General features: G+C 62.9%; 1 protein-coding gene. It reads left to right on the top strand.

Features of this window, described 5'->3' with window-relative positions:
- The first annotated feature begins 77 nt into the window (after nt 1-77).
- The gene (locus RA302_RS16085; RefSeq protein WP_338477309.1) at nt 78-26,870 is read left to right on the top strand and encodes a non-ribosomal peptide synthase/polyketide synthase; all 26,793 of its coding nucleotides are present in this window, start codon (nt 78-80) and stop codon (nt 26,868-26,870) included.

Raw genomic sequence — 26,870 nt, 5'->3', positions numbered from 1 at the left:
GCCTCTTGCTTTCGCGCTGTTGATTCGGACGCGGCTACGCACTCGGCGGCCGCGGAGATCATGCGGGGCGGGGCGCTGTGAAACCCTTCGAGGTAAGTCGGACCGACCCTTCTGATGAGACGCTCTTTCCGCTCTCGGCCGCCCAACGGGCAACCTGGTTCGCTCAGCAATTCGATCCCGAAGTCCCGATTCTGATAGCGCACTACGTGGAGCTGCGCGGCGAGCTCGACGTCGAACTGCTGGATCGCGAAACGCGAGCGGTGGCATACGAGTTTCAATCTCCTTTGCTCAAAGTGATCGAGATCGACGGTCACCCGATGCAGTACGTGGATGAGAAGGCCGAAATCTCGGTCGGTTTGGTCGACTTCCGTGGGTCCCCCGATCCGATCGAGGATGCCCTCGGGTGGATGCGCCGAGATTGCCGGACGCAGCTCGACCTGGCAGTCGACGGAATCGTCGCGACCGCTGTGCTGCGCGTGGGTGACGCGCACTATCTGTGGTACAGCCGCATCCATCATGTTGCGCTCGACGGTTTCGGCGCCATGACCATGATGAACCGCATTGCGCATCGGTACTCGGCCTCGGCGGCGAGAAAGGACTCGCAGCCGAGTCGTGCCGCGACACTGCGCACGCTGTACGACATCGACGAGCGGTACAGAATGTCGGATCGATTCGCCGCCGACCGGGAGTACTGGGCTGAGCGCAATACCACCCTCGCTGGATCCAGCCTGGCGGAGGCTTCTGGGCCCGCGCAAACCGAGAGCCGACTCGAAAGCACACTGATCTCGGACCGAAGTTGTGCCCTTCTCTACGAATCCGAGAACCACGCTGCCCCGGTCATCGCTGCGCTCGCGTTGTACCTCGCGCGGATGACGGCGAAAGAGACTGTCCAGATTCATGTTCCGATGTCCGGACGGACTACGGCGGTGCTGCGGGACTCGGGCGGCATGATGGTGAACGTCACGCCACTGCTCATCCGTGTCGCAGCGGTCGACACCGTCGGTGAACTCTTCGCCCAGGTCCAGCATGAGCTCATGGGTGCATTGCGGCACCAGCGCTGCAGCCTCGACGACATCCGTCGGGACGCAGGCGTGACGAGCGGTCTGGAAGGCGAAGACTCATATGCCGGGCCCATGGTCAACGTCATGCTGTTTCGCCAGGAGGTGCAGTTGGGCGAGGTGGTTGGGGAGTATCACATCGTCACCTCCGGGCCGGTGGAAGACCTTCTGGTCAACGTGTATCCGAGCGGCGACAGGCTGCGTGTCGACTTCCGGGCAAACCCGATCCGATACGAGGAGGCGGGTTTACGCGAGCACCACCGGAACTTTGTCGGCTTGCTGGAAGAGTTGATCGCGTCTGATTCCGGTGCCGAACTCGCAGACATTCACGGCCCGACGGCCCGAGAGGGCGAGCGACGACAACGCGAAGTCCGGCACCTCGAGTATTGGAGACATGAGCTCGCCGGGGCGCCCGAACTTTTGCAACTTCCCTTCGATCGACCCAGGCCTGCAACGCAATCGCTGGACAGTGCACAGGTTGAGGTCCTGATCGCCGCCGACACCCACGCGCGGATCACGGCGATGGCGAGTGATCTCGGGACGGACACTCGTGCGGTCTTACATGCGAGCTTTGCTCTCCTGGTGAGCCGGTTGTCCGGCGCTTCGGATGTTGTGATCGGTACGCCGACGGGATCCGACGCGAACATCGTCGCCATCCGGAGTCGCGTCGATCTGGAGACGCCGTTCACGGCACTCTTGGGCAGTGCCGTCGAGGTCCGAAGTAATGCGCTGCCGCACAGTGGGATACGGCTCGGGCAGGTGGCGGAATCGCTCGAGGTGGAGGATGTACCTGCGTATGCGCCGGTGATACAGGTGACATTCGAGTCCGTCGCCAGCGCTGACGAGCACCTTCCCGACCTCGGCCGCTTCGATCTCGGAGTGTCTGCAGTCGAGACTTTCGACGAGGTGGGTACGCCGTCCGGAATCTCGGTGAGGCTCGCGTTTGCCACCGACCTGTTCGACGCCGAGACGGTACGCGGCCTCGGTTTGCGGTTCGCGTGCGTCCTGGAATCCGTCACAGCGGATCCGGCAATCATGGTCGGCGACATCGATATCTTGTCCGACGACGAGCGATCCGCGATACGGCCTGTCCGCGGTGACCCGCGCGCTTCGCATCGCACCCTGGCCGATTTGTTCGACGGTGCGGCGCGCACACACCCCGACGGCGTGGCCCTGTCGTATCTCGATGACGAGTTGACGTATCGACAACTCGACGAGCGTTCGTCGAAGTTGGCCCGAGAATTGATCGACCGCGGCATCGGTCCGGAAAACATTGTGGCGCTGGGTATGACGCGTTCGATCGAATCGGTTGTCGCGATGTTGGCCGTGAGCAAAGCCGGCGCGGCATTCGTGCCGGTGGATCCGACCTATCCGGATGAACGTGTTCGCTTCATGCTGACCGATTCCGGCGCCGTACTGGGACTCACGGTCGTCGCGGAACTTCATCGCTTGCCGGATTCGGTTCCCTGGTCAGCGATCGACGACGCCGAGTTCCGTGGCCGACTTGCACGGTTGTCCGTGCGTTCCATCTCCGATGTCGATCGGGTGCACCCGATCCGGCCCGACAATCCCGCATACGTGATCTACACGTCCGGGTCCACCGGACTCCCCAAGGGGGTGACGGTCTCGCATCGTGGACTGGAAACGCTTGCTGCCGAACAGCGTTCGCGGTTCGGTGCGACCCAGGATGCGCGAACGTTGCACTTCTCGACCCCGAGTTTCGACGCCTCGATTTTCGAGTACCTGCTGGCTTTCGGTGCCGGAGCGACCATGGTGATTGCGCCGAGCACGATCTACGGCGGTGACGAGTTGTCTCACTTCCTCGAATCCCAGCGTGTCACGCATGGTTTTGTCACTACTGCGGCGCTCGGAACAGTTTCGCCCGAGGGCCTTTCGGACTTCGGCGAAGTGGTGGTCGGTGGTGAGGCCTGTCCGCCGGATCTCGTGCAGCGGTGGGCTCCCGGCCGACGGCTGTGCAATGCGTACGGGCCGACCGAGACCACCGTCATGTCGAACATCGGCGAGCCGATGGTGTCGTCGGAGGACATCACAGTGGGCGGTCCGCTCCGCGGCTTCGAGGAGATCGTGCTCGATCAGCGATTGCACCCCGTCCCCGACGGTGTTGTGGGCGAGCTGTACATCTCGGGAGACGCGCTCGCACGTGGATATCACCGGAAGTACGCGTTGACCGCAGAACGATTCGTGGCAGACCCCTTTGGCCTCCCCGGGCAGCGGATGTATCGAACGGGGGATTTGGTGCGGTGGCGCCGTGGCCGTGGACTCGAGTACGTCGGTCGTAGTGACTTCCAGGTGAAAGTTCGCGGATTTCGTATCGAACTCGGGGAAATCGACAGCGTCGTGCGGTCGTGTCCGCAGGTCGAGAATGCAGTCACCGTGGCGCGTGCGGCTCCCTCCGGGACAGCGATGATCACCACGTACGTCGTGCCTGCCGGCGGAAGTGCGCTCTCGACGGCCGAGCTGACGCGGTACGTCGCGAGCCGTGTTCCGTCGTACATGGTTCCTGCGGCATTTGTTCTACTCGACGAGTTGCCGGTAACTCCGGCGGGAAAGGTCGATCGCGCTGCCTTACCTGCACCTCGGCTCGATGCTCGGTCGGACGACTTTCGACCGCCCGAGGGCGCTGAGGAACTAGTGCTCGCCGAGATTTTTGCCGATGTTCTAGGCGTCGAGACGGTGGGTGCGGGTGACGACTTCTTCGATCTGGGCGGGAACTCACTGATTGCCACGAAGCTGATCGCTCGCGTAAATGCCGCTGAAGAAATCGATTTCAGGGTGCGGACTTTGTTCGAAGCACCGACTATCGAATCATTGGCCCGTCACGTGCGGGATGCGAAGTCATCCCGCGTTGATCGCACGCGTTCGAAGCGTCCAATCCTGCAGGCACATTCGTACAGGGACAAGATTCCGGTGTCTGTGGCACAACGACGCCTGTGGTTCGTCAATCAGTTCGACACGTCGTCCCCGGCCTACAACATTCCGATGGTGGTCCGACTGTCAGGTGCCTTGGATGTCGCTGCGATGCAGCGCGCGGTGGGAGATGTTGTCGATCGGCATGAATCGCTCCGTACCGTCTACCCGGCGTCGGTCGACGGCCCCCATCAGGTAGTAGTGCCTTCGGAACGCGTGACGTCGAAGATCGCGTGGGAAGTATCCGTGGACGAGGAAGCCTTGGACAGGCGCATCGCCGATCTCGCTCGCGAGGGGTTCGACGTGAGCGCGAACGTGCCCCTGCGCGGCTCCCTTTTTCGGGTCACGCCGGACGATCATGTCCTTGCGCTGGTGGTTCACCATATTTCGGCGGACGGAGCATCCCTCGAGCCGCTGGCCCGCGACCTGACCCGCGCCTACGCGGCGCGGGCTGCGAAACGGGCACCGGACTGGTCGCCTTTGCCTGTGCAGTACGCCGACTACAGCCAATGGCAGATCGAACTGCTCGGCAGTGACGACGATCCGGACACGCTCGAGGCGAAGCAGTTGAACTACTGGACGTCCACCCTGGCCGGTCTACCTGACGTGATCGACCTTCCGCTGGATCGACCGAGACCGGCGGAACGATCCATGCGCGGTGAATCGGTCCGATTCTCGGTGCCCGCAGACGTGCACAGTGAACTCCTCGAACTCGCTCGGAATCACAACACGACACCGTTCATGGTGATGCACGCAGTGCTGGCGGTTCTGTTGGCACGGCTGAGCGCCTCGCCGGACATAGCGATCGGGACTCCGGTAGGAGGGCGCGCCGAGCAAGTCCTCGACGATCTGGTCGGGATGTTCGTCAACACGGTCGTCCTGCGAATCACCGTTGACACCGCCGCGACTTTCGAGGAGATCCTTTCACGAACTCGCGAAGTCGATCTGGCAGCGTTCGGACAAGCCGAGGTGCCGTTCGAGCGAGTCGTCGATGCAGTTGCGCCGGAGCGTTCGTCATCTCGCTCACCGCTCTTCCAGGTTCTGTTGGAATTCCAGAACACCGCAGATCCCCACCTCGAACTACCCGGACTGGGTGTCGATGTTGTTCCAGTCGACGTCGGTGTCGCCAAATTCGACTTGCAACTGTCGCTCTCCGAGCAGCGTGGCAAAGACGGCGTCCCCATGGGTTTCGATGCCGCCTTCACCTATGCCTCCGATATCTTCGAGCGCACCACAGTCGCCGAGTTCGGCGAGCGTTTCGTCCGCCTCCTCCGGTCGGTCGTGTCGGATCCAACAGTGCCAGTAGGGGATACGGAAATTTTGGGCGCGCCCGAGCGTGGGTTGGTGGTGGGTGGTTGGGATGGTGTGGGGGTTGTGGTGGGGGGTTTGACGTTGGTGGATGTGTTGGATGGGCGGTTTGCTGGTGTGGGTGGTGGGGGGTTGGTGTGTGGTGGGGTGGTGTTGTCGTGGGGTGAGTTCGATGTTCGGGTGAATCGTTTTGCGCGGTTGTTGATTTCGTTGGGGGTGGGTCCGGAGTCGCGGGTGTGTGTGGCGTTGTCGCGGTCGGTGGAGTTGTTGGTGGCGGTGTTTGCGGTGGTGCGGGCTGGTGGGGTGTTTGTTCCGGTGGATGTGGGTGCGCCGGTGGAGCGGGTGGGGTTTGTGGTGGGGGTGGTGGATCCGGTGGTGGTGTTGTCGCGGGTTGGTGATGGTGGGTGTTTGCCGGTGGGGGTGGGGTTTGTTGATGTGGGTTGTGTTGATGTTTCGGGGTTTTCGGGTGGTCCGGTGGGGGTGGGGGATCGGTTGGGGGTGTTGTTGCCTGAGCATGCGGTGTATGTGATGTTCACGTCGGGGTCGACGGGTCGTCCGAAGGGGGTGGTGGTGTCGCATGCGGGGGTGGTGAATCGGTTGTTGTGGATGCAGGGGGAGTTTCCGTTGGGTGTGGGGGATGTGGTGTTGCAGAAGACGCCGGTGTCGTTCGATGTGTCGGTGTGGGAGTTGTTTTGGCCGTTGATGGTGGGTGCGGGGTTGGTGGTGGCGGATCCGGGTGGGCATCGTGATCCGGTGTATTTGGTGGGTGTGATCGAGCGGTGGGGGGTGTCGGTGGTGCATTTTGTGCCGTCGATGTTGGAGGTGTTCGTGGGGGAGTTGAGCGTGGGGGAGTTGGGGGTGGGGTGTTCGGGTTTGCGTCGGGTGTTTGTGTCGGGTGAGGGGTTGTCGTCGGTGTTGGCGGGGCGGTTTGCGGGGGTGTGTGGTGCGGAGTTGGTGAATTTGTACGGGCCGACGGAGGCGTCGGTGGATGTGACGTTTCATCGGGTGGAGGGTGTTGTGGGGGTGGGTGTTCCGATTGGTCGGCCGGTGTGGAATACGCGGGTGTTGGTGTTGGATTCGCGGTTGCGGCCGGTTCCGGTGGGTGTGGTGGGGGAGTTGTATGTGGGTGGGGTGCAGGTGGCTCGGGGGTATGAGGGTCGTGTGGATTTGACGGTGGGTCGGTTTGTGGCGGATCCGGTGTCGGGGGTGGTGGGTGCTCGGGTGTATCGGACGGGTGATGTGGTGCGGTGGGGGTGTGGTGGGGTGTTGGAGTTTGTGGGGCGCACGGATTTTCAGGTGAAGGTGCGGGGGCAGCGGGTGGAGTTGGGTGAGGTGGAGGCGGTGTTGGCTGCTCAGGTGGGGGTGGCTGGTGCGGTGGTGGTGTTGCGGTCGGGTGTGGGTGGGGATTTTTTGGTGGGGTTTGTGGTGGGTGAGGTGGGGGTGGTGGTCGATGAGGTGGTGGTGTTGGAGGGGGTGCGGAGGTCTCTTCCGGGGTTCATGGTGCCGTCGGTGGTGGTGGTGTTGGGGGAGTTTCCGGTGACGGTGCATGGGAAGTTGGACCGTAAAGCCCTCCCGGACGTCAACTTCGAACTTCAAGCGCTGCAGTATGTTGCGCCACGAACGCCGGTCGAGGAGACGGTTGCCGCAATCTTCGATGATCTGCTGGGAACGTCGACGGTGGGCGTGAACGACGACTTTTTTGCCCTGGGTGGGAACTCTCTCAGTGCGGCCAGGCTGGTTGCGCGAGTGAATTCTGTTCTCGGCGAACGGATCAACATTCGCGACGTCTTCGATGCTTCTACCGTTGCAGCGCTGGCCGAGTTGGCGCAGTGTCGCGGAGGAGAGGGGGCCAAGCCGGCGTTGAGGCCGCGGGGTACGACGACGGATATCCCACTTTCGCCGGCGCAGGAGCGAATGTGGTTTGCGAATCAGTTCGACCCCGAGTCCGCCGCCTACAACGTCGCGTGCGCGTTGAGGCTCGACGGCACAGTGAATCTGAGTGCACTTCACGCGGCATTTGTCGACGTCGTCGAGCGGCACGAGTCCTTGCGCACTGTTTTTCCTCTCACTGACGACGGCCCGCGTCAAGTGATCATGTCTACCTCACAGGTGATATCGGATCTTGCACCGATACTTGTGCAGGGAGAGGAAGAGCTGCGCGAGCGTTGCCGGCAGATCGTTTCGGATGGTTTCGACGTCATGCAGCAGGTCCCGATGCGCGCCACCTTGTTGCGGCGAGACGACCAGGTCCACTCGCATGTCCTGGTGATCGTGATTCACCACATCGCCGCCGACGGATTCTCCACGGTACCGCTGGCCCGAGATCTCATGAGCGCATACACCTCCCGTGTGAACGGTGAGGCACCGCAGTGGGCGCCGCTCGGGATCCAGTATGCCGACTACGCGTTGTGGCAACGTGGTTGGTTGGGCTCGGAATCGGACTCTCGGTCTCTGATCTCGAAACAGCTCGGCTATTGGGCCGAGAATCTTGCGGGCGCACCGGAGGTTCTCGACATTCCGACCGATCGACCGCGCGGTGATGTGCGTTCGCTTCGACGCGGACGGATCAGGTTCGTGTTCGGTCCGAAGGTGCATGCCGGTGTGGTTGCCCTGTCGCGCAAACACAACGCCACGGTCTTCATGGTTGTGCACGCAGCCTTGGCAGTGCTGCTGGCGAGGCTCAGTGATGAGGACGACGTAGCCGTCGGAACTCCCATCGCCGGGCGTGGGGAGCGCGAACTCGACGACCTGGTGGGCATGTTCGTCAACACTTTGGTGTTGCGCACTGCAGTGGACCGCGGCGCAACTTTCGGAGACTTCCTCGACCAGGTCCGAAACGTAGATCTGAGCGCCTTCATTCACGCGGACGTGCCGTTCGAAAGAGTCGTCGAGATCGTGAATCCTTCACGTTCGACGGCGTACTCGCCCCTGTTTCAAGTCATGTTGGAGTTCCAAGACATCAAACGGCCTGCACTCGAACTCCCCGACCTGCAGGTGACCGACGTGGGCGTCGAGATCGACACCATCAACTTCGATCTTCAGTTGACGGTGACGCAGAACGCCGGCGCAGCCGGCGAATCGGACGGTCTTCGCGCCGAATTCGGATATGCCACAGATATTTTCGACGAGGAAACGGTAGCGGGCTTCGCCGACCGCCTGCAACGGATTCTCGAGCGCGTTATCACGGATCCGCAATCACGGATCGGAGATATCGAGATCCTCGACGCCTATGAGTCAGCCGAACTGGTACCCGTGCGAGGTGAGATTTCCGCCGCTGTTCAGACCCTTCCGGATTTGCTGACTGCAGCAACAGATATGGCGACTGCCCAGGATCCCGGCGCCGTTGCGCTGGTGTTCGAGGAACGTGAAGTGACCTATCTCGAACTCGACGCGCAGTCGAACCGATTGGCCCGCATGCTGATCGAATCCGGAGTGGGTCCCGAATCGGTGGTGGCGTTGTGTCTCCCACGCTCCATCGAGTCCGTTCTGGCGGTGTGGTCCATTGCCAAGACAGGTGCGGCATTCCTTCCCGTGGACCCGGGACATCCTGCTGCTCGTATCGAGCACATGCTGGGCGACTCCGGTGCAGGGTGGGGGATAACGTCTCGAGCTCACAACGCGGCATTGTCCGGCCTCGTGCCGTGGCTGGTCCTCGACGATGCCGGTTTCGAGGAACGGCTGCGGGCGTACTCGCCATCGAAAGTCACCGACGCGGATCGGAAGGCACCGATTCGCATCGACAATCCGGTCTATCTGATCTACACGTCGGGGTCGACAGGAACACCCAAGGGCGTGACGGTCACACATCGCGGGTTGAGCGACTTCGCGCTCCAGGAGCGTGAGACCTTCGCCGCCACGACCCGATCCAGAACTCTGCACTTCGCTTCGCCGAGTTTCGACGCGTCGGTTCTCGAGCTCGTGATGGCCGTTGGTGCTGGAGCCACGATGGTGATCGTGCCACCGACCGTCTACGGCGGGTCGGAACTGGCGGCGTTACTGGAGCGCGAGCGCGTCACCCATTGTTTTGTGACTCCGGCGGCCTTAACGTCCGTCGACCCAGACGGTCTCACCACTGTCGGTTGTGTCGTGACAGGTGGGGAAGCGTGTCCGCCGGAATTGGTGGCCCGCTGGGCTCCGGGCAGAAAGATGTTCAACGCCTACGGTCCTACCGAGGCAACTGTCGTGTCGAGCATCAGTGCGGCACTGGCTCCGAACGACCCGGTCACTATCGGCACACCTACTCGCGGATTCAGCGAGGTAGTGCTGGACTCGCGTCTGCGAGCGGTACCGGTAGGTGTCGCGGGGGAGTTGTATCTTGCCGGGCCGGCTCTCGCTCGCGGCTATCACCGGCGATACCCGTTGACCGCCACGCAGTTTGTCGCAGATCCCTTCGGTGCGCCGGGAACGCGGATCTATCGCACGGGCGATCGCGTGCGGTGGACGCCCGACCGACGGCTGGAGTATCTCGGGCGCACCGATGCCCAAGTCAAAGTCCGTGGGTTCCGCATCGAACTCGGGGAAGTCGAGGTGGCACTGCAGACGCACCCGCGCGTGGCCCAGGCGGTGACGGCCGTCTGGAACGGCGACGGCAGGGATCGGTTGATCGGCTACGTGGTTCCCGATCGCGGAGCGAGTGTCGATCCGCGAGACGTCCTCGCCCATGCAGGCAAGCGCCTGCCGTCGTACATGGTGCCGGCGGCGGTGGTGGTGCTCGACGCCGTTCCGCTGACGGTTCACGGAAAACTCGACCGCGCAGCGCTTCCCACACCCGATTTCTCGTCCGCCGCCACACCCGACCGGCCACCGCGAACGGAAACCGAGAATCTTCTTGCCGCTCTGTTCGCGCAGGTTCTCGGTCTCGACGCGGTAGGAGTGCATGATTCGTTCTTCGAGCTCGGTGGCGACAGCATCATGTCCATCCAATTGGTGGCCCGCGCTCGCGATGCGGGTGTGATCATCTCACCCCGAGATGTTTTCGACCACAAATCCGTCGCCGCGCTTGCCGAGTCGGCGCACCTTGAGCAGGACAGGCCTGATGTACTCGCGGAGCTACCGGGATCCGCTGTCGGAACTGTTCCACTGAGCCCGGTGGCGCAGTGGATGCTCGACCGCAGCAGTGGCGGGCTGCGTGGCGGCGGAGTGAAACGGTTCTCCCAGGCGCTCTTGCTGACAGCTCCCGCTGATCTCACCCAGGACCTCCTTGTCCGTGGTCTCCAGGTGTTGCTGGACCGCCACGGAATGCTTCGAGCTCGCTTGGTTGAGAGTGACCGGGTCATGGAAGTCTTACCACCCGGCTCGATCTCGGCCGAAGGACTGATCCACCGCGTAGCTGTCGATTCGGTGGACGACGAAGGTTTCAGGGCCTTGGCGTCGGGAGAACTCGAGGCCGTGGCCGACAGCTTGGATCCCGCCACGGCTGACATGGTGCGCGTGATCTGGTTCGACCTGGCCGACAAACCTGACGTGTCGACCAGGCGGGGCCGACTACTTGTGGTGATTCATCACCTGGTTGTCGACGGCGTCTCGTGGCGCATTCTGGTCACCGACCTGGCGTCGGTGACAGCACAACTCCAGGCCGGTGTCACTCCCGAACTGCCACAGATCGGGACGTCGTTCCGGCGATGGGCGCATGGGCTTGTCGAGCACGTGGGCGACCGGAGCGTCGAACTGGACATGTGGAGAACGATCCTGGACGGCGATGACCCGTTGATCGGTTCGCGCCCACTCGATCCCACGATCGACGTCGACGACACGGTCGACACCGTTACAGTGGACATCTCGCCTTCGGCGACCAGGAACCTTCTCACCACGGTTCCTGCGGCATTCCACGCCGGCGTGAACGACGGACTTGTCACCGCTGTTGCGTTGGCCTCGATCGGGTGGCGACGACGCCGCGGTATGGATACCGCTGCCGCCCTGATCACGCTCGAAGGACACGGGCGCGAGGAAGGGGTGGTTCCCGGCGCAGACCTCGCTCGCACCGTTGGTTGGTTCACCACGCTCTACCCGGTGCGCGTGGAACTTGGCGCAATCGACGTCGACGACGCACTGGCAGGTGGCGCCGACGCCGGGCGGGCTCTCAAAGCTGTCAAAGAGTACGTGCGTGCGATCCCCGATCATGGAATCGGATTCGGGATGTTGCGGTACCTGTCGGGCGAGAGCGACCCACTCGGCCGATTCCGTTCTCCTCAGATCAGTTTCAACTATCTGGGCCGGATCAGCTCCTCTGACGGAACACAGGACTGGCTGCCGGTGGAGGGCAATCGAAGGCTCGGCGGAACCCAGAACCCGTCCATGCCTGCGGCGTCCGTGATCGACATCAACGCGGCGGTTGAGGATCATGTCGACGGGCCCTGCCTGACAGCATCTTTCACCTTTCCCCGCGGAGTGCTCGACAGGTCTGACATCGCGGAGTTCGCGGAACTGTGGCGTCGTGCGCTCGACGGACTCACCGCGCACGCGTCGCGACCTGATGCGGGCGGTCTGACGCCGTCGGACATTCCCCTGGTCTCGGTGGACCAACAACAGATCGAACGCTGGGAGAACGATTTCCCCGGATTGCGCGATGTCTGGTCGGTGTCGCCTCTTCAGGCCGGGCTGATGTTCCATGCCTCACTGGCGGCCACGTCGACGGACGTCTACACAGCGCAGTTGTGCGTCGAGCTCGAAGGAGCGGTTGATTCCGAGCGTTTGCGCGGCGCTGCTGCCGGACTACTCGCAAACCACCCGAATCTGTGTGCAGCGTTTCTCTACGACGTGAACGGCCTACCGGTGCAGTTGATTGTCGACGATGCAGTGATTCCCTGGACCGAGGTCGACCTGAGTGATCGCGGATCGGCAACCGACGCAGATCTGGAGCGCCGCCTCGACGAGGACCGCAGTGCACCCTTCGACCTCGCTTCGCCGCCGCTGCTTCGGCTGACGCTGCTGCGAACCTCGCCGACGAGGTGCGTGTTGGTGGTGACGAACCATCACATCGTTCTCGACGGCTGGTCGATACCGTTGCTGGTTCGCGAACTGTTGATGCGATACGCGGCCGACGGTCTCCCGGTCGAGAGGGCCCCGGCCGATCTTCCCGAGACTCCCTCCTACCGCGCCTATCTGGAATGGTTGATGCACCGCGATATGGAGACCTCGCTCGCGGCGTGGGAGGACGCCTTGGAAGGCGTCGACGAGCCGACGTTGTTGGCGCCTTCGACGCCGATCGCGGAGCAGCTGGTGCCCGAAGAGGTTGCCGTCGATCTACCCGATTCAGTGCGCGACGGACTCGGTGCGCTGGTCCAACGGAGCGGGATCACGATGAACACGGTGATCCAGGCGGCGTGGGGTGTCCTACTGTCTCGGATGCTTTCCCGTGACGACGTCGTCTTCGGCGTCACGGTTTCGGGCCGCTCACCCGAGTTGCCTGGTGTGGAAAACATGATGGGGCTGCTGATCAACACGTTGCCTGTCCGAGTGCAACTGGATCCGGACGAGACGTGTACGCAGCTGCTCGCTCGACTGCAAAGCGAGCAGACAGCTCTGCTCGATCATCACTATGTCGGACTCGGCGCGATTCAATCTGTCGTAGGGACAGGCAATTTGTTCGACACACTGTCGGTCTTCGAGTCGTATCCGATCGATACCTCGGGGATGGGCGGGAACACCGACATTGCCGGTATGCGCGTCACCGCTGTGAATGCCCGCGACGCCACGCATTACCCGCTCACCGTGCTGTCGGTCGCGGAACCGACGCTGCAGGTCAGCCTGCGGTACCAGCCGGCGGCATTCGACCGCGCCGCGGTCGACACCATTGCACAGCGAATGTCGCGGATTCTTGCCGCCTTCGCAGCGAACGCGGATACACCGGTCGGTGAGGTCGACGTGTTTGTCGCCGGTGAGCGTGGGTTGGTGGTGGGTGGTTGGGATGGTGTGGGGGTTGTGGTGGGGGGTTTGACGTTGGTGGATGTGTTGGATGGGCGGTTTGCTGGTGTGGGTGGTGGGGGGTTGGTGTGTGGTGGGGTGGTGTTGTCGTGGGGTGAGTTCGATGTTCGGGTGAATCGTTTTGCGCGGTTGTTGATTTCGTTGGGGGTGGGTCCGGAGTCGCGGGTGTGTGTGGCGTTGTCGCGGTCGGTGGAGTTGTTGGTGGCGGTGTTTGCGGTGGTGCGGGCTGGTGGGGTGTTCGTTCCGGTGGATGTGGGTGCGCCGGTGGAGCGGGTGGGGTTTGTGGTGGGGGTGGTGGATCCGGTGGTGGTGTTGTCGCGGGTTGGTGATGGTGGGTGTTTGCCGGTGGGGGTGGGGTTTGTTGATGTGGGTTGTGTTGATGTTTCGGGGTTTTCGGGTGGTCCGGTGGGGGTGGGGGATCGGTTGGGGGTGTTGTTGCCTGAGCATGCGGTGTATGTGATGTTCACGTCGGGGTCGACGGGTCGTCCGAAGGGGGTGGTGGTGTCGCATGCGGGGGTGGTGAATCGGTTGTTGTGGATGCAGGGGGAGTTTCCGTTGGGTGTGGGGGATGTGGTGTTGCAGAAGACGCCGGTGTCGTTCGATGTGTCGGTGTGGGAGTTGTTTTGGCCGTTGATGGTGGGTGCGGGGTTGGTGGTGGCGGATCCGGGTGGGCATCGTGATCCGGTGTATTTGGTGGGTGTGATCGAGCGGTGGGGGGTGTCGGTGGTGCATTTTGTGCCGTCGATGTTGGAGGTGTTCGTGGGGGAGTTGAGCGTGGGGGAGTTGGGGGTGGGGTGTTCGGGTTTGCGTCGGGTGTTTGTGTCGGGTGAGGGGTTGTCGTCGGTGTTGGCGGGGCGGTTTGCGGGGGTGTGTGGTGCGGAGTTGGTGAATTTGTACGGGCCGACGGAGGCGTCGGTGGATGTGACGTTTCATCGGGTGGAGGGTGTTGTGGGGGTGGGTGTTCCGATTGGTCGGCCGGTGTGGAATACGCGGGTGTTGGTGTTGGATTCGCGGTTGCGGCCGGTTCCGGTGGGTGTGGTGGGGGAGTTGTATGTGGGTGGGGTGCAGGTGGCTCGGGGGTATGAGGGTCGTGTGGATTTGACGGTGGGTCGGTTTGTGGCGGATCCGGTGTCGGGGGTGGTGGGTGCTCGGGTGTATCGGACGGGTGATGTGGTGCGGTGGGGGTGTGGTGGGGTGTTGGAGTTTGTGGGGCGCACGGATTTTCAGGTGAAGGTGCGGGGGCAGCGGGTGGAGTTGGGTGAGGTGGAGGCGGTGTTGGCTGCTCAGGTGGGGGTGGCTGGTGCGGTGGTGGTGTTGCGGTCGGGTGTGGGTGGGGATTTTTTGGTGGGGTTTGTGGTGGGTGAGGTGGGGGTGGTGGTCGATGAGGTGGTGGTGTTGGAGGGGGTGCGGAGGTCTCTTCCGGGGTTCATGGTGCCGTCGGTGGTGGTGGTGTTGGGGGAGTTTCCGGTGACGGTGCATGGGAAGTTGGACCGTAAAGCCCTCCCGGACACTGATTTTGCGAGCGCTGCGTTTCGGACTCCCGCCACTCCTGCCGAAATCGGAATCGCCCGTGCTGTTGCCGACGTTCTCGGTCTCGACCAGGTGAGTGCCGACGACAGTTTCTTCGAACTCGGCGGGGATTCCCTCAGCGCCACTCGAGTCATCGCCCGCATCAACGCCGCATTGCACACCAATATGGGGGTCAATGCACTGTTCGACGCCCCCGTGGTCGCGGACCTGGCGGCCTCGATAGATCCAATCGACTCCGCGCCGGGCGAGCCTGGACTCGAGGGAGCTACTCGTGTGCCCCTCACGAGTAGGGCACGGCCAGAACGTATTCCGCTGTCGTTCGCGCAATCGCGGATGTGGTTCGTCAACCAGTTCGACACGTCGTCTCCGCTCTACAACATCCCCGTCGCACTACAACTGGACGGGTTCCTGGATTCGGGTGCGCTCCAAGCCGCGCTGGGTGATGTGGTGGAACGGCACGAATCTCTTCGAACGATCTTTCCTGCGTCCGCAGACGGGCCCTACCAGGTGATCGCCGAACCCGCGGTCGCTGCTCCTCGAATCCACCCCGTGTTGATTCCCGGCGAGGGGCTTTTCACGGACTTGCACGCGTTCTTCGACATCGGATTCGATGTGTCCGAAGAGTTCCCGCTGCACGTGAGGTTACTCCGAACCGGACCGGAGCAGCATGTACTCGCGATCGTTGTTCACCACATCGCCGCAGACGGCTTCTCGATGGCACCACTGGCACGCGACCTGATGAGTGCATATACCGCGCGCACGCAAGGTCGGAGCCCGGACTGGGTGCCGCTGCCGATTCAGTACGCCGACTACACCCTCTGGCAGCGTGAGATCGTCGACGCAGACGTTGGTCCGGAAACTTCGCCCTCGGCCGAATTCGATTATTGGACAGCGAAGCTGTCGGGTATTCCGGACGTCTTGCCGCTCCCTCTCGATAGACCACGAACCTCGAAACGGTCTGCCGAGGGCGCGGTGGTTTCGATGGACTTCTCGCCCGAGATCCATCGAGCTTTGAACGAACTCGCACACCAGAACGGTTCGTCTCTGTTCATGGTGATGCATGCGGCTCTGGCGGTATTGCTGGCACGGCTCACTACAGCGGACGACGTAGTGATCGGGACTCCGGTCGCAGGTCGCGGTGCATCGGTGTTCGACGATGTGGTCGGGATGTTCGTCAACACGCTCGTCCTTCGCACACCTGTCTCATCCGGAGCAACCTTTGCCGAGGTGTTGGCCGCGGTGCGGTCAACGGATCTCGGTGCTCTGGACCATGCAGACATCCCCTTCGAGAGGTTGGTGGATTACCTCTCGCCCGACCGTTCCACCGAGCATTCACCTCTGTTTCAGGTACTCCTCGAATTCCAGACCGATACGGGACTGCGCTTCGACTTGCCGGAACTGACGGTTCGCTCGCTCGACGTCGATCTCGCGGTTGCGAAATTCGATCTGCAACTGAGTGTGATGGAGCACGTCGACGAGCACGGTGAGCCCGCTGGTATCAGCGCCGGTTTCCGTTATGCAACAGATATTTTCGATCGAATGTCGGTGGCGCGCATCGCGGCGCGCTTCGAAAGAGTGATCGGCGCCGTGACCGAGAACCAGTCGGTGGTCGTCGGTGATATCGACATGATTCTGGCCGGCGAACTCAGCGGGTTGCTGGTTGCGCCCACGCCCTCCGGCGCCGGAACAGACGAGGATTCGTTGTCGGATCTCTTCGATCGCACGGCGCTGACGTCCGGTGCTGCCGTGGCGGTGCGCTGCGGCGGATTGTCGGTTACGTACCGCGAACTCGACGAGCGAGCAAACCGCCTTGCTCGACTGTTGGTGGCGCAGGGGGTGGGGCCGGAAACCTTGGTGGCAGTCGCGATGGCCCGCTCGATCGACCTGATGGTGGCATTGCTGGCGGTGGTGAAGGCGGGTGGCGGATACGTACCGGTGGACTCGACTTCTCCGGTAAACCGGGTGGACTTCGTGCTGCGTGACGCCCGGCCGAAGTGTGTGTTGACCACCCGGGCCGACGGCGACTACATACGAGACAGTGACGCAATCGCAGACAGCGAGATTCCAGTGATTGCGGTAGACGACCCGGTGATTCTCGATGCGCTGCAAAGGTTTTCTCCGCTTGCGGTGACCGACCGAGATCGGCTGCTACCGCTCCGGCCCGAATCGGTGGCCTACGTGATCTACACCTCGGGGTCCACCGGGCGCCCGAAGGGGGTGCAGGTTTCTCACCGCAGCGTAGTGACGTTGCTGGCAAACACCAGAGCGCTCTTCGGCTTCGGCAGCGGCGATGTGTGGACGATGTTCCATTCGGAGGCATTCGACTTCTCGGTCTGGGAAATGTGGGGCGCACTCGCACACGGTGGCCGACTGGTACTGGTCGACTACTTCACGGCCCGTTCACCAGAGGCATTCCTCGAATTGCTACGGCACGAACGTGTCACGGTGCTCAATCAAACTCCCACCGCCTTCTATCAATTGGCGGAAGCCGACCGGCTTACCGGGGGTGCGGCCCTGTCATTGCGCTACGTGATCTTCGGCGGAGAAGCGCTCGACTTCGGACAGTTGACGCGCTGGTACGCCCGTCGCGGGACTTCGTCACCAGATCTGGTCAACATGTACGGCATCACGGAGACCACTGTGCACGTCAGCCATTTACCGCTCGATCGTGTGCTGGTGCGTCAACGATCGGCCTCGGTGATTGGTCGGGCGTTACCCGGATTGCGTGTGTATGTGTTGGATCAGCGGTTGCACCCGGTGCCGCCCGGTGTGGTGGGTGAACTGTATGTCTCCGGTGATCAGGTTTCACGCGGATACCTCGGCCGGTTCGGTCTGACGTCCGCGCGGTTCATTCCCGACCTCGCGGTCAGTGGTGCGCGTATGTATCGATCCGGTGACCTGGGGCGCTGGAACGACAGCGGGCAGCTGGAGTACCTCGGACGAAACGATCTGCAGGTGCAGGTGAAGGGGTACCGAATCGAACTCGGCGAGGTGGAGGCTGCACTGCTCTCCGGAGTGGGCGTGTCTCAGTCGGCGGTGGTAGCCCGCAGAGACCGGTTGGTGGGCTACGTGGTGCCGGAGTCCGGTGCCACTATCTCTCCGGCGGCGTTGCTCGAGTATGTCTCACAGAGGTTGGCGCCCCACATGGTCCCCGCTGTCGTGACGGTTCTCGAGGGTTTGCCGCTGACGGTGAACGGAAAGCTCGACCGGAATGCATTGCCTGAACCTGACTTCGGGCGACAGGCAACCGTAAGTCGTGGCCCCGCGTCCGCGACGGAAAACATCCTTGCGAGTCTGTTCGCCGAAGTTCTGGGACTCGAGGAGGTGGGGGTCGACGATTCGTTCTTCACTCTAGGCGGTGACTCGATCATGTCCATCCAGTTGGTGACGCGCGCCAGGTCTGCCGGAGTTCTGATCACACCGCGCGAGGTGTTCGAACGCAAAACTGTTGCGGCGCTGTCCGAGACGGCCGGAACGGCTGGCAACCGTGTCGTCGTCGACGAATTGCCTGGCGGCGGCGTCGGTGAGATCGAATTGACGCCGATCGTCGAATGGATGCTTGACCGTGGTGGAGATTTTCGCCGGTACTCCCAATCTGTTCTGCTCTCGGTTCCTGCCACGCTCGACGAGGTCACGCTGACACTGGCCATGCAGGCTGTGCTGGACCACCACGACATCCTCCGCGCAGGCATCCGGGCGACGCATCATCCTGAATCCGCTCGGCGGATGGACGTTGCGCCTGTAGGTACGGTGCGGGCGGAGACCGTCGTACGCCACGGGAGCCTCGGGGGTTCTGCCGCGGAGACGGTCTCGACAGAACTCGACGCAGCTCTGGGGCGGCTCGACCCGGAGGCAGGTGTGATGGTGCAGGCAGTCCTGCTCGACACCGACGGACAGATTCAAAAGGACCGGCAGAGCCGGAAACAGTTGCTAATCGTGGCGCACCACCTCGTGACGGACGGCGTTTCCTGGCGAATCCTGATCCCCGATCTTGCACTTGCCTGTGCGCAGGTGCAGACAGGCGTCGACCCGTCACTTGCTCCGGTCGGAACCTCGATGCGTCGATGGGCACATGGCCTCGTCGACGCCGCGCGCGAGCCGGATCGGGTCGCTGAAATCGACTATTGGCGAGAGGTGCTCGAGGGCCCGGATCCGACTCTGGGTGTGCGCGCCCTGACGAAGAGGGACACCGCCTCGGCCACCATTGACATCGAAGTACGAGTTCCCACGGGATTGACCGAGGCCGTGTCGACGACAGTTCCGCAGGCGATTCACGGGAGCGTCGAGGACGGATTGTTGACGGCTTTGGCACTTGCGATGGTCCGCTGGCGCATGGACCGCGGCATCGACAATCCGGAGACATTGATCAGTCTCGAGGGGCACGGACGCGAGGAACAGGTGGTTCCCGGGGCAGATCTCGCTCGCACGGTGGGATGGTTCACGTCGATCTTCCCGGTGCGGATCGATCTGAGCGGAGTGGATCCGGGCGACGCCTTCGCCGGCGGCCCGGCTGCGGGCGTCGCTGCCAAGGCCGTCAAGGAACAACTCCGGGCGGTGCCGGACCGCGGCATCGGCTTCGGGTTGCTGCGCTATCTGAACCGCGAAACGGCACCAACACTTTCGCAACTTCCGGAGCCCCAGATCAGTTTCAACTACCTCGGACGCGTCGGTGGATCCGAGGCCGACGCTACAGCGGGATGGGTACCGATCCGTGACGAGGACCTGCGGACGGTTGCGGCCGTCGATCTTCCACTCGCCAGCGTCCTCGAGGTCAACGTGATGACGGTCGACAGCGATACCGAGGACGGTCCGCAGCTCGTTGCCGGCTGGACGTTCCCACCGGACATTCTGGGTGCGGACGACGTTCGGCAACTGGGGCAGTGGTGGCTCGGCGCACTGGCCGGGCTCGGAGAGTTCGCGGCGGGCGGCGGCGGATTCACACCCTCGGACTTCGATCTGGTCGATCTTCGACAGGAGGCGATCGACGACCTCGAAAGTCGGTGTCCCGACCTGAGCGATGTCTGGCCACTCTCTCCACTGCAAGCGGGGTTGTTGTTCCACGCCGAATTGGCCGAACGATCGGTCGACGCATACCTCGTACAAGTGGCTCTCGATCTAGCCGGCGCAGTCGATTCGGAGCGCCTGCGCCGCGCCGCCGACGCGCTGCTCGGCCGGCATGAGAACCTGCGTACCGCCTTCCTTCACAGCGCCGACGGCCGTGCCGTCCAGGTGGTCCGAAGCAACGTAGCAGCGCCGTGGCAGGAAATCGACCTCACTGGTGCACCAGATCAGGAAATTGATCGAGCGCTGGCCGAGGACCGAGCGCGCCCGTTCGACATGGCACGGGCGCCGTTGATCCGATTCACCCTGATCGCTCTCGCCCCCGAAAAGTTCACGCTCGTGCTCACCAATCATCACATCCTTCTGGACGGCTGGTCCATGCCCCTGCTGATCCGGGAATTGGCGACGCTCTATGCCGCCGACGGTCAAGTGGCGGCCTTGCCTCACGCGCGCGCGTATCGCGACTATCTGACCTGGATGAGCCGCCGCGATCAGCAAGCTTCCCGAGCTGTGTGGGCGAGGACGCTGAGCGGAGTCGAAGGACCGACGCTGTTGGCTCCAGCGGTTCGATCGCGTCGACTCTCCACCATGGCGGCCGAGTGGGTGTTCGATCTGGACGAGGAATTCACAACCTCACTTCGCGGGATGGCGCGTGAACTCGGGCTGACGATCAACACGATTGTTCAGGCATCGTGGGGGATCGTCCTTGCTGCACTGACCGGGAGAGACGATGTGGTGTTCGGAGCGACGGTGTCGGGTCGACCTCCCGAGCTGACCGGGATCGAAACCATGGTCGGGCTGTTCATCAACACAATTCCGGTCCGAATCACGCTGCGCCCGAGTGAAAGTATCGGCACACTCCTCGCGCGGATCCAGGCCGAGCAAGCAGAGCTGTCGGATCACCACTGTCTCGGGCTTTCCGAGATCCACGTAGGCGCGGGGCCGGAGATCGGATTCGACACGTTGACTGTCTTCGAATCGTATCCCGTTGACCGTCAGGGGCTTTCGTCCGCTACCGATATTGCGGGGGTCCGGATCACCGATGTCGAAGCCAAGGACGCTGCCCACTACCCGCTCAGCCTCGTAGCATCGGTCGACACCAGGCTCCGCCTGAAATTCGAGTACATACCCGAGGTTTTCGGTGCCGCCGACATCGAAGAGATCGCCGGACGACTGCGGCGCGTACTCGAAGCGTGTACCCAGCCGGATCGCCCCTTGGCTGTGGTGTCGGTGCTCGCAGCCTCCGAACATGCTGAATTGGTGCCAGTCCGTGGCACGGCCGGCGGGTCGTCGCGCGTCTTCCCGGAGATCTTCGACGAGGCAGCCCAGCGTGATCCGAACGCACCGGCCGTGGAATCGGCGGACGGCAGCATGACCTACGGCGAGCTGGACATCCTCTCCAATCGCATTGCTCGCCTGCTCGTCTCGCACGGCCTGGGAACCGAGGACTATGTAGCGGTCGGTGTCCCACGTTCTCTCGCGTCCGTGGTGTCGACACTTGCCGTCGCCAAGACAGGCGCTGCGTTCGTGCCGATCGATCCCGACTATCCGGACGAGCGGATCAATCACATGCTGATCGATTCGAAGGTCAGCTTCGGATTGACCACCACCGCGGGCCGAGATCGATTGCCCGATATCGCGGAGTGGCTGATTATCGACGATCCGCATTTCACGAAGAAGTGCGAGGGATTCTCAGGGAGCCCGTTGACCGACAACGACCGACTCCGTCCGATCGGGTTGGATTCAGCTGCCTACGTGGTCTACACCTCGGGGTCGACCGGCGTGCCCAAGGGCGTCGTGGTCACGCAGCGAGGGCTCGACAACTTCGCCCGAGACCAGCTCGAACGCTACGGCGCAACTCCACAATCACGCACGCTGCACTTCTCCACTCCGAGTTTCGACGGGTCGCTCTTCGAATATCTGCAGGCTTTCGGAGCCGGGGCGACGATGGTTGTCGCTCCACCCGGGATCTACGGGGGCGAGGACCTGGCGCAACTTCTGGCAGAGCACGCCGTCACGCACGCGTTCGTCACCACAGCGGCATTGGCATCGGTGGACCCGGCTGGGCTGGAACAACTTTCGGAAGTCGTATTCGGGGGCGAGGCGTGCCCGCCCGACCTCGTCGCTCGCTGGGCACCTGGCCGCCGCCTGTACAACGCGTACGGGCCGACCGAAGCAACGATCATGTCCAACGTCAGCCCGCCGATGACCGCCGGAGAACCAATCACCATCGGTGGACCCGTCAGGGGCGTCAGCGAACTGGTGCTCGACACTCGACTTCAAGCGGTTCCCGTCGGGGTCCCCGGCGAGCTGTACCTGGCCGGACCAGGCGTGGCACGGGGATATCACCGAAGGGCGGGGTTGACGGCAGAACGCTTTGTTGCCAACCCGGCTGACCCAGGAACGCGGATGTACCGCACCGGCGACATCGTGCGATGGACGGCGGACATGTGTGTCGAGTACGTCGGGCGAAGCGACTTCCAGGTCAAGGTTCGAGGCTTCCGTGTCGAACTCGGTGAGATCGACAGTGTGCTGATGGCGGAGCCCAACGTCGGTCTTGCCGTTACGGTTGCCGATTCCGGCCCCACCGGAGACACCCGACTCGTGTCGTACGTCGTGCCCACGGCGGGTCGACTGGACGCCAGGATCCTGATTCGCGCCGTGGCCCGGCGCTTGCCTTCGCACATGGTGCCTGCCGTTCTCACGGTGCTGGAGAACATTCCGTTGACCGCTGTCGGAAAAGTCGACCGTTCGGCGTTGCCAAGACCCGAAATCGAGACGACCACAGGGGATTTCCGTCCCCCGGTCGGCCCGGTCGAACAGGCAGTGTCGGACGTGTTCGGCGAGGTGCTCGGCCTCGAACGAGTCGGTACCGACATCAGTTTCTTCGAGCTCGGTGGAAATTCTCTGAGCGCCACTTCGGTCGCGGCGAGGCTACGGGCGGTGCTCGGAGCTACCGTAGGCGTGCGGGATCTGTTCGAGACGCCGACGGTGGCCGAGTTGGCTACGGTGATCGGCCAGTCGGTTGCCGAAGGGTCGGAGCGACTGGGACCGCGCCCCCGACCCGACAACATCCCCTTGTCGTTTGCTCAGCAGCGGATGTGGTTCGTCAATCAACTCGACACCAGTTCTCCCGCATACAACATTCCGCTCGTGGTGCGGCTGAGCGGTGAACTCGACAAACCGGCCTTGAGATCAGCGATGTCCGATGTCATCGCCCGCCACGAATCGCTGCGAACGATGTTTCCGGTCCGCGGTGACGGACCGGTCCAGCACATCGTGCCCACCGAGAGCGCCGAGCTGCCGCAACTGACCGAGACATCGGTGACCGACGAACTTCATCTCCGTGACGAGCTTGCCCGGATGGTCTCGGCCGGTTTCGACGTCGCCGCACGAATTCCCCTGCGGGCAGCGTTGTTCACCATCGATGAGCGCGAACACGTGCTTGCCGTAGTGGTGCACCACATCTCGGCTGACGGCTTCTCGATGTCTCCGTTGACCCGAGACGTGATGATTGCATACGAGGCCCACGCGTACGGCGGGGATCCCCAGTGGACGCCGCTTCCAGTCCAGTACGCCGACTTCGCGCTCTGGCAACGGGAGATTCTGGGCTCAGTCGACGACCCCGGGTCGGTGATCAGTGAGCAGTTGGCTTACTGGCGACGTGCATTGTCAGGTGCTCCCGACCTCTTGGAACTTCCGCTCGATCGAGACCGGCCGACGCAACAGAGTTTTCACGGCTCGCGGATTCACTTCTCGATCAGCAGTGATCTTCACCGCCGTATTCTGAACGTGTCGCGGCAGCACGAGTCCACTGCATTCATGACTGTGCATGCAGCGCTCGCGCTCTTGCTGGCACGATTGGGCAGCACCGACGACATCGTGATCGGCACGCCGATCGCCGGCCGGGGAGATCGTGCCCTCGATGATCTGGTCGGCATGTTCGTCGGCACGCTCGCACTGCGCACACAGGTGGATCCGGCTCGATCGTTCCGCGAGTTGGTTGAGCATTGCCGCGAAGTCGACCTCGCCGCGTTCGCTCATTCCGACGTGCCCTTCGAGCGGGTAGTGGAGGCGGTCGGGCCGAAACGGTCGAGCGCCTATGCGCCGATTTCCGCGGTGTCGCTGGAATTCCAGAACAACAAACGACCGATTCTGAAGCTACCGGGACTGGAAGTCCGTGGGATCGATCCTGAACTCGAGGTAGTGAAGGTAGACCTGGAATTCCTTCTGGCCGAGGAGTACGACGATCGCGGTGAACCGGGAGGGATGAGCGGAGCCGTCGACTTTGCCACTGATCTCTTCGACCCCGGTACGGTCAGCGGTTTTGCCGACATGTTCGTTCGTGTGCTCGAGGCCGTGACCCGGAATCCGCAGGTACCGATCGGTGACATCGACCTACTCGGCGATCTCGAACGTCGCGAGTTGACGCCGGCGCATGGGCTCCCCGAAGTACCTCCGAAATTGTGGCCTGAGTTGTTGGCGGACGCCGTGGCGATCGATCCTGACTCGGTGGCCCTGTCGCTCGAGAACCGGCAGCTCAGTTATCGCGACCTGGACGAGTGGTCGAATCGTGTTGCCCGGGAGTTGTGCGGTCGCGGTGTGGGCCCGGAGACCTTCGTGGCACTGGGAATGCCTCGCTCGATCGAATCGGTGGTCGCGATCTGGTCGGTGACCAAAGCCGGAGCGGCTTTTGTGCCTGTCGATCCGGCCTATCCGCGCGAGCGCGTCGAATACATGCTCGCCGATTGCCGAGCCTCGCTCGGTTTGACTGTTCAGACCAGCCGAACTCACCTACCCGACGTTGTTCCCTGGCTGGAACTCGACGACCCACACTTCGCCCGGCGGGTAGCCGCGCTGTCGCCGGAACCGATCACCGATGACGATCGAACCGGTGAACTGAACCTCGATCATCCGGCCTACCTGATCTACACCTCGGGATCTACCGGGAAACCCAAGGGAGTGAACATTACTCATCGAGGTTTGGCGAGCTTCACGGCTGAAACTCGTGAGAGGTTCGAGGTCACTCACGACTCTCATGTCTCACAGTTGGCATCGCCGAGTTTCGACGCTTCCATCTTCGAGTTGACGATGGCATTCAGCGCCTCGGCGCAAGTCGTGATCGTTCCGCCTGCTGTGTACGGTGGCGCCGAATTGGCCGATGTTTTCCGGCGCGAGCAGGTCACTCATGCCACCATTACACCGACCGCGCTGGCGGCGTTGGGTGACAACGGTTTCGAGGCGCTCCGTGTTCTCGATCTGGTGGGCGAGGCCTGCCCGCCGGAGGTCGTCGCGCAATGGGCGCCGGGTCGGAGGCTGCACAACGGTTACGGCCCGACTGAAACCACCGTGCAGGCGAGCGTCAGCGATTCGATGAAACCCGGTGCGGGAGTGAACATCGGCTCGCCGGCAGTGGGCTTCGGCTTCCTGGTGCTGGACGAGCGTTTGCAGCCCGTCCCGGTGGGCGTGCCGGGGGAGTTGTACATCATCGGTCCAGGTATGGCACGTGGGTACCATAATCGGGCGTCGCTCACGTCGGAACGATTTGTCGCGTGCTCGTACGGGTCGCCGGGGCGCCGGATGTACCGCACCGGAGATGTCGTGCGTTGGCGTGAATCCGGCGGTGACAGTGCCAAAATCGTTGGCTCCGGCGATGGAGTGCATCACACGCTCGAATACATCGGGCGCAGCGACTTCCAGGTCAAGGTCCGTGGTTTTCGGATCGAACTCGGGGAAATCGATGCAGTTCTCTCACGCCATCCGTCGGTGGACTTCGCCGCGACTGTCGGCCACACGGGACCGTCGGGTGAAACGGTCCTGGTGTCGTACGTGCGTGCGTCAGCTGCTGACGCCACCGGCACTGACGAGATACGGGCGTACGCAGCCGACCGACTACCCTCGCACATGGTTCCGTCGGCAGTGGTGCTTCTCGAGCGGATTCCGATGACACCGGTGGGCAAGCTCGACCGAAAGGCCTTACCGGAACCCGAATTCGGTTCGGCTGCAGCCGAGTTCCGCGAGCCGGTCACCGACACCGAGCGCGCCGTGGTCGACTCGTTCGTCGAGGTTCTGGGTGTCGACCGGGTGAGCACTACCGACAGCTTCTTCGACCTGGGCGGGTCCTCCCTGGTGGCCACCCGAATCGTCAGCGCACTGCACTCTCGTTTCCGACGGAGAATCCCGCTTCAGTGGATGTTCCTCGACCCGACACCCGCTGGAATCGCTCGACGCCTCGACATGCCGACTGCCGACGCCGGTATAGAAGAGCTTCTCGCCGTGGTTGTTCCACTGCGGACGAAAGGGACTGGGCGACCGCTGTTCTGTGTGCACCCCGGTATCGGCCTGTCCTGGGGGTATGCCGGCTTGGTGCGGTATCTGCCCGAGGACAGACCCGTGTACGGACTTCAGCTCCCCGCTCTCAGCGACGACGGTGACTATCAGTCGATCGAACAGTTAGCCCATCGCTACGTCGAAGAGGTGGAGGCCGTTTCGCCGGACGGGCCGTACGACTTACTCGGGTGGTCCCTTGGCGGAGTCATCGCGCACGCCATGGCCGTCGAACTGCAATCGTCCGGCCGCGACGTCGCCACACTGGCGATGATGGACAGCTACCCCGACAACGGCGATGCCCCTGCGTCAGCCGAACTCGACGTCCGAGATCTACTGCGAGGACTCGGCCTCGAGATCGAGACCGACCGAGATCTGACCTTCGACGAGGCGGCGGCCGTGTTGGCCCGGAGGCTCGGGCCCGAGACGGGAGTCGACGGTCGGGACCTCGAACGGATTGCCCGAGGGTACGAGACTTCGCAGAGAATCACGCACCAGTTCGTTCCCCAGGTCTACGAAGGAGATCTGCTGATCTTCCTGGCATCCGGAGACGACGACACGATTCCGCGCGACAGGTCGCCGCAGGAATGGAGCCCACTCGTGACGGGCCGGATCGTGGAGGTGCCCGTGCGCTGCGAACACAACGAGATGATCGAACCTCCGGCCATGGCGGTCATCGGACCGGTGCTCGCCCGGGTGCTCTCGATGTTTTCCGGATACTCCGAACGGGCATGA

It is taken from the genome of Rhodococcus sp. DN22, from assembly GCF_036669995.1.
Taxonomy (GTDB): domain Bacteria; phylum Actinomycetota; class Actinomycetes; order Mycobacteriales; family Mycobacteriaceae; genus Rhodococcus_F; species Rhodococcus_F erythropolis.
This window is presented reverse-complemented; position numbering and strand designations above follow the sequence as displayed.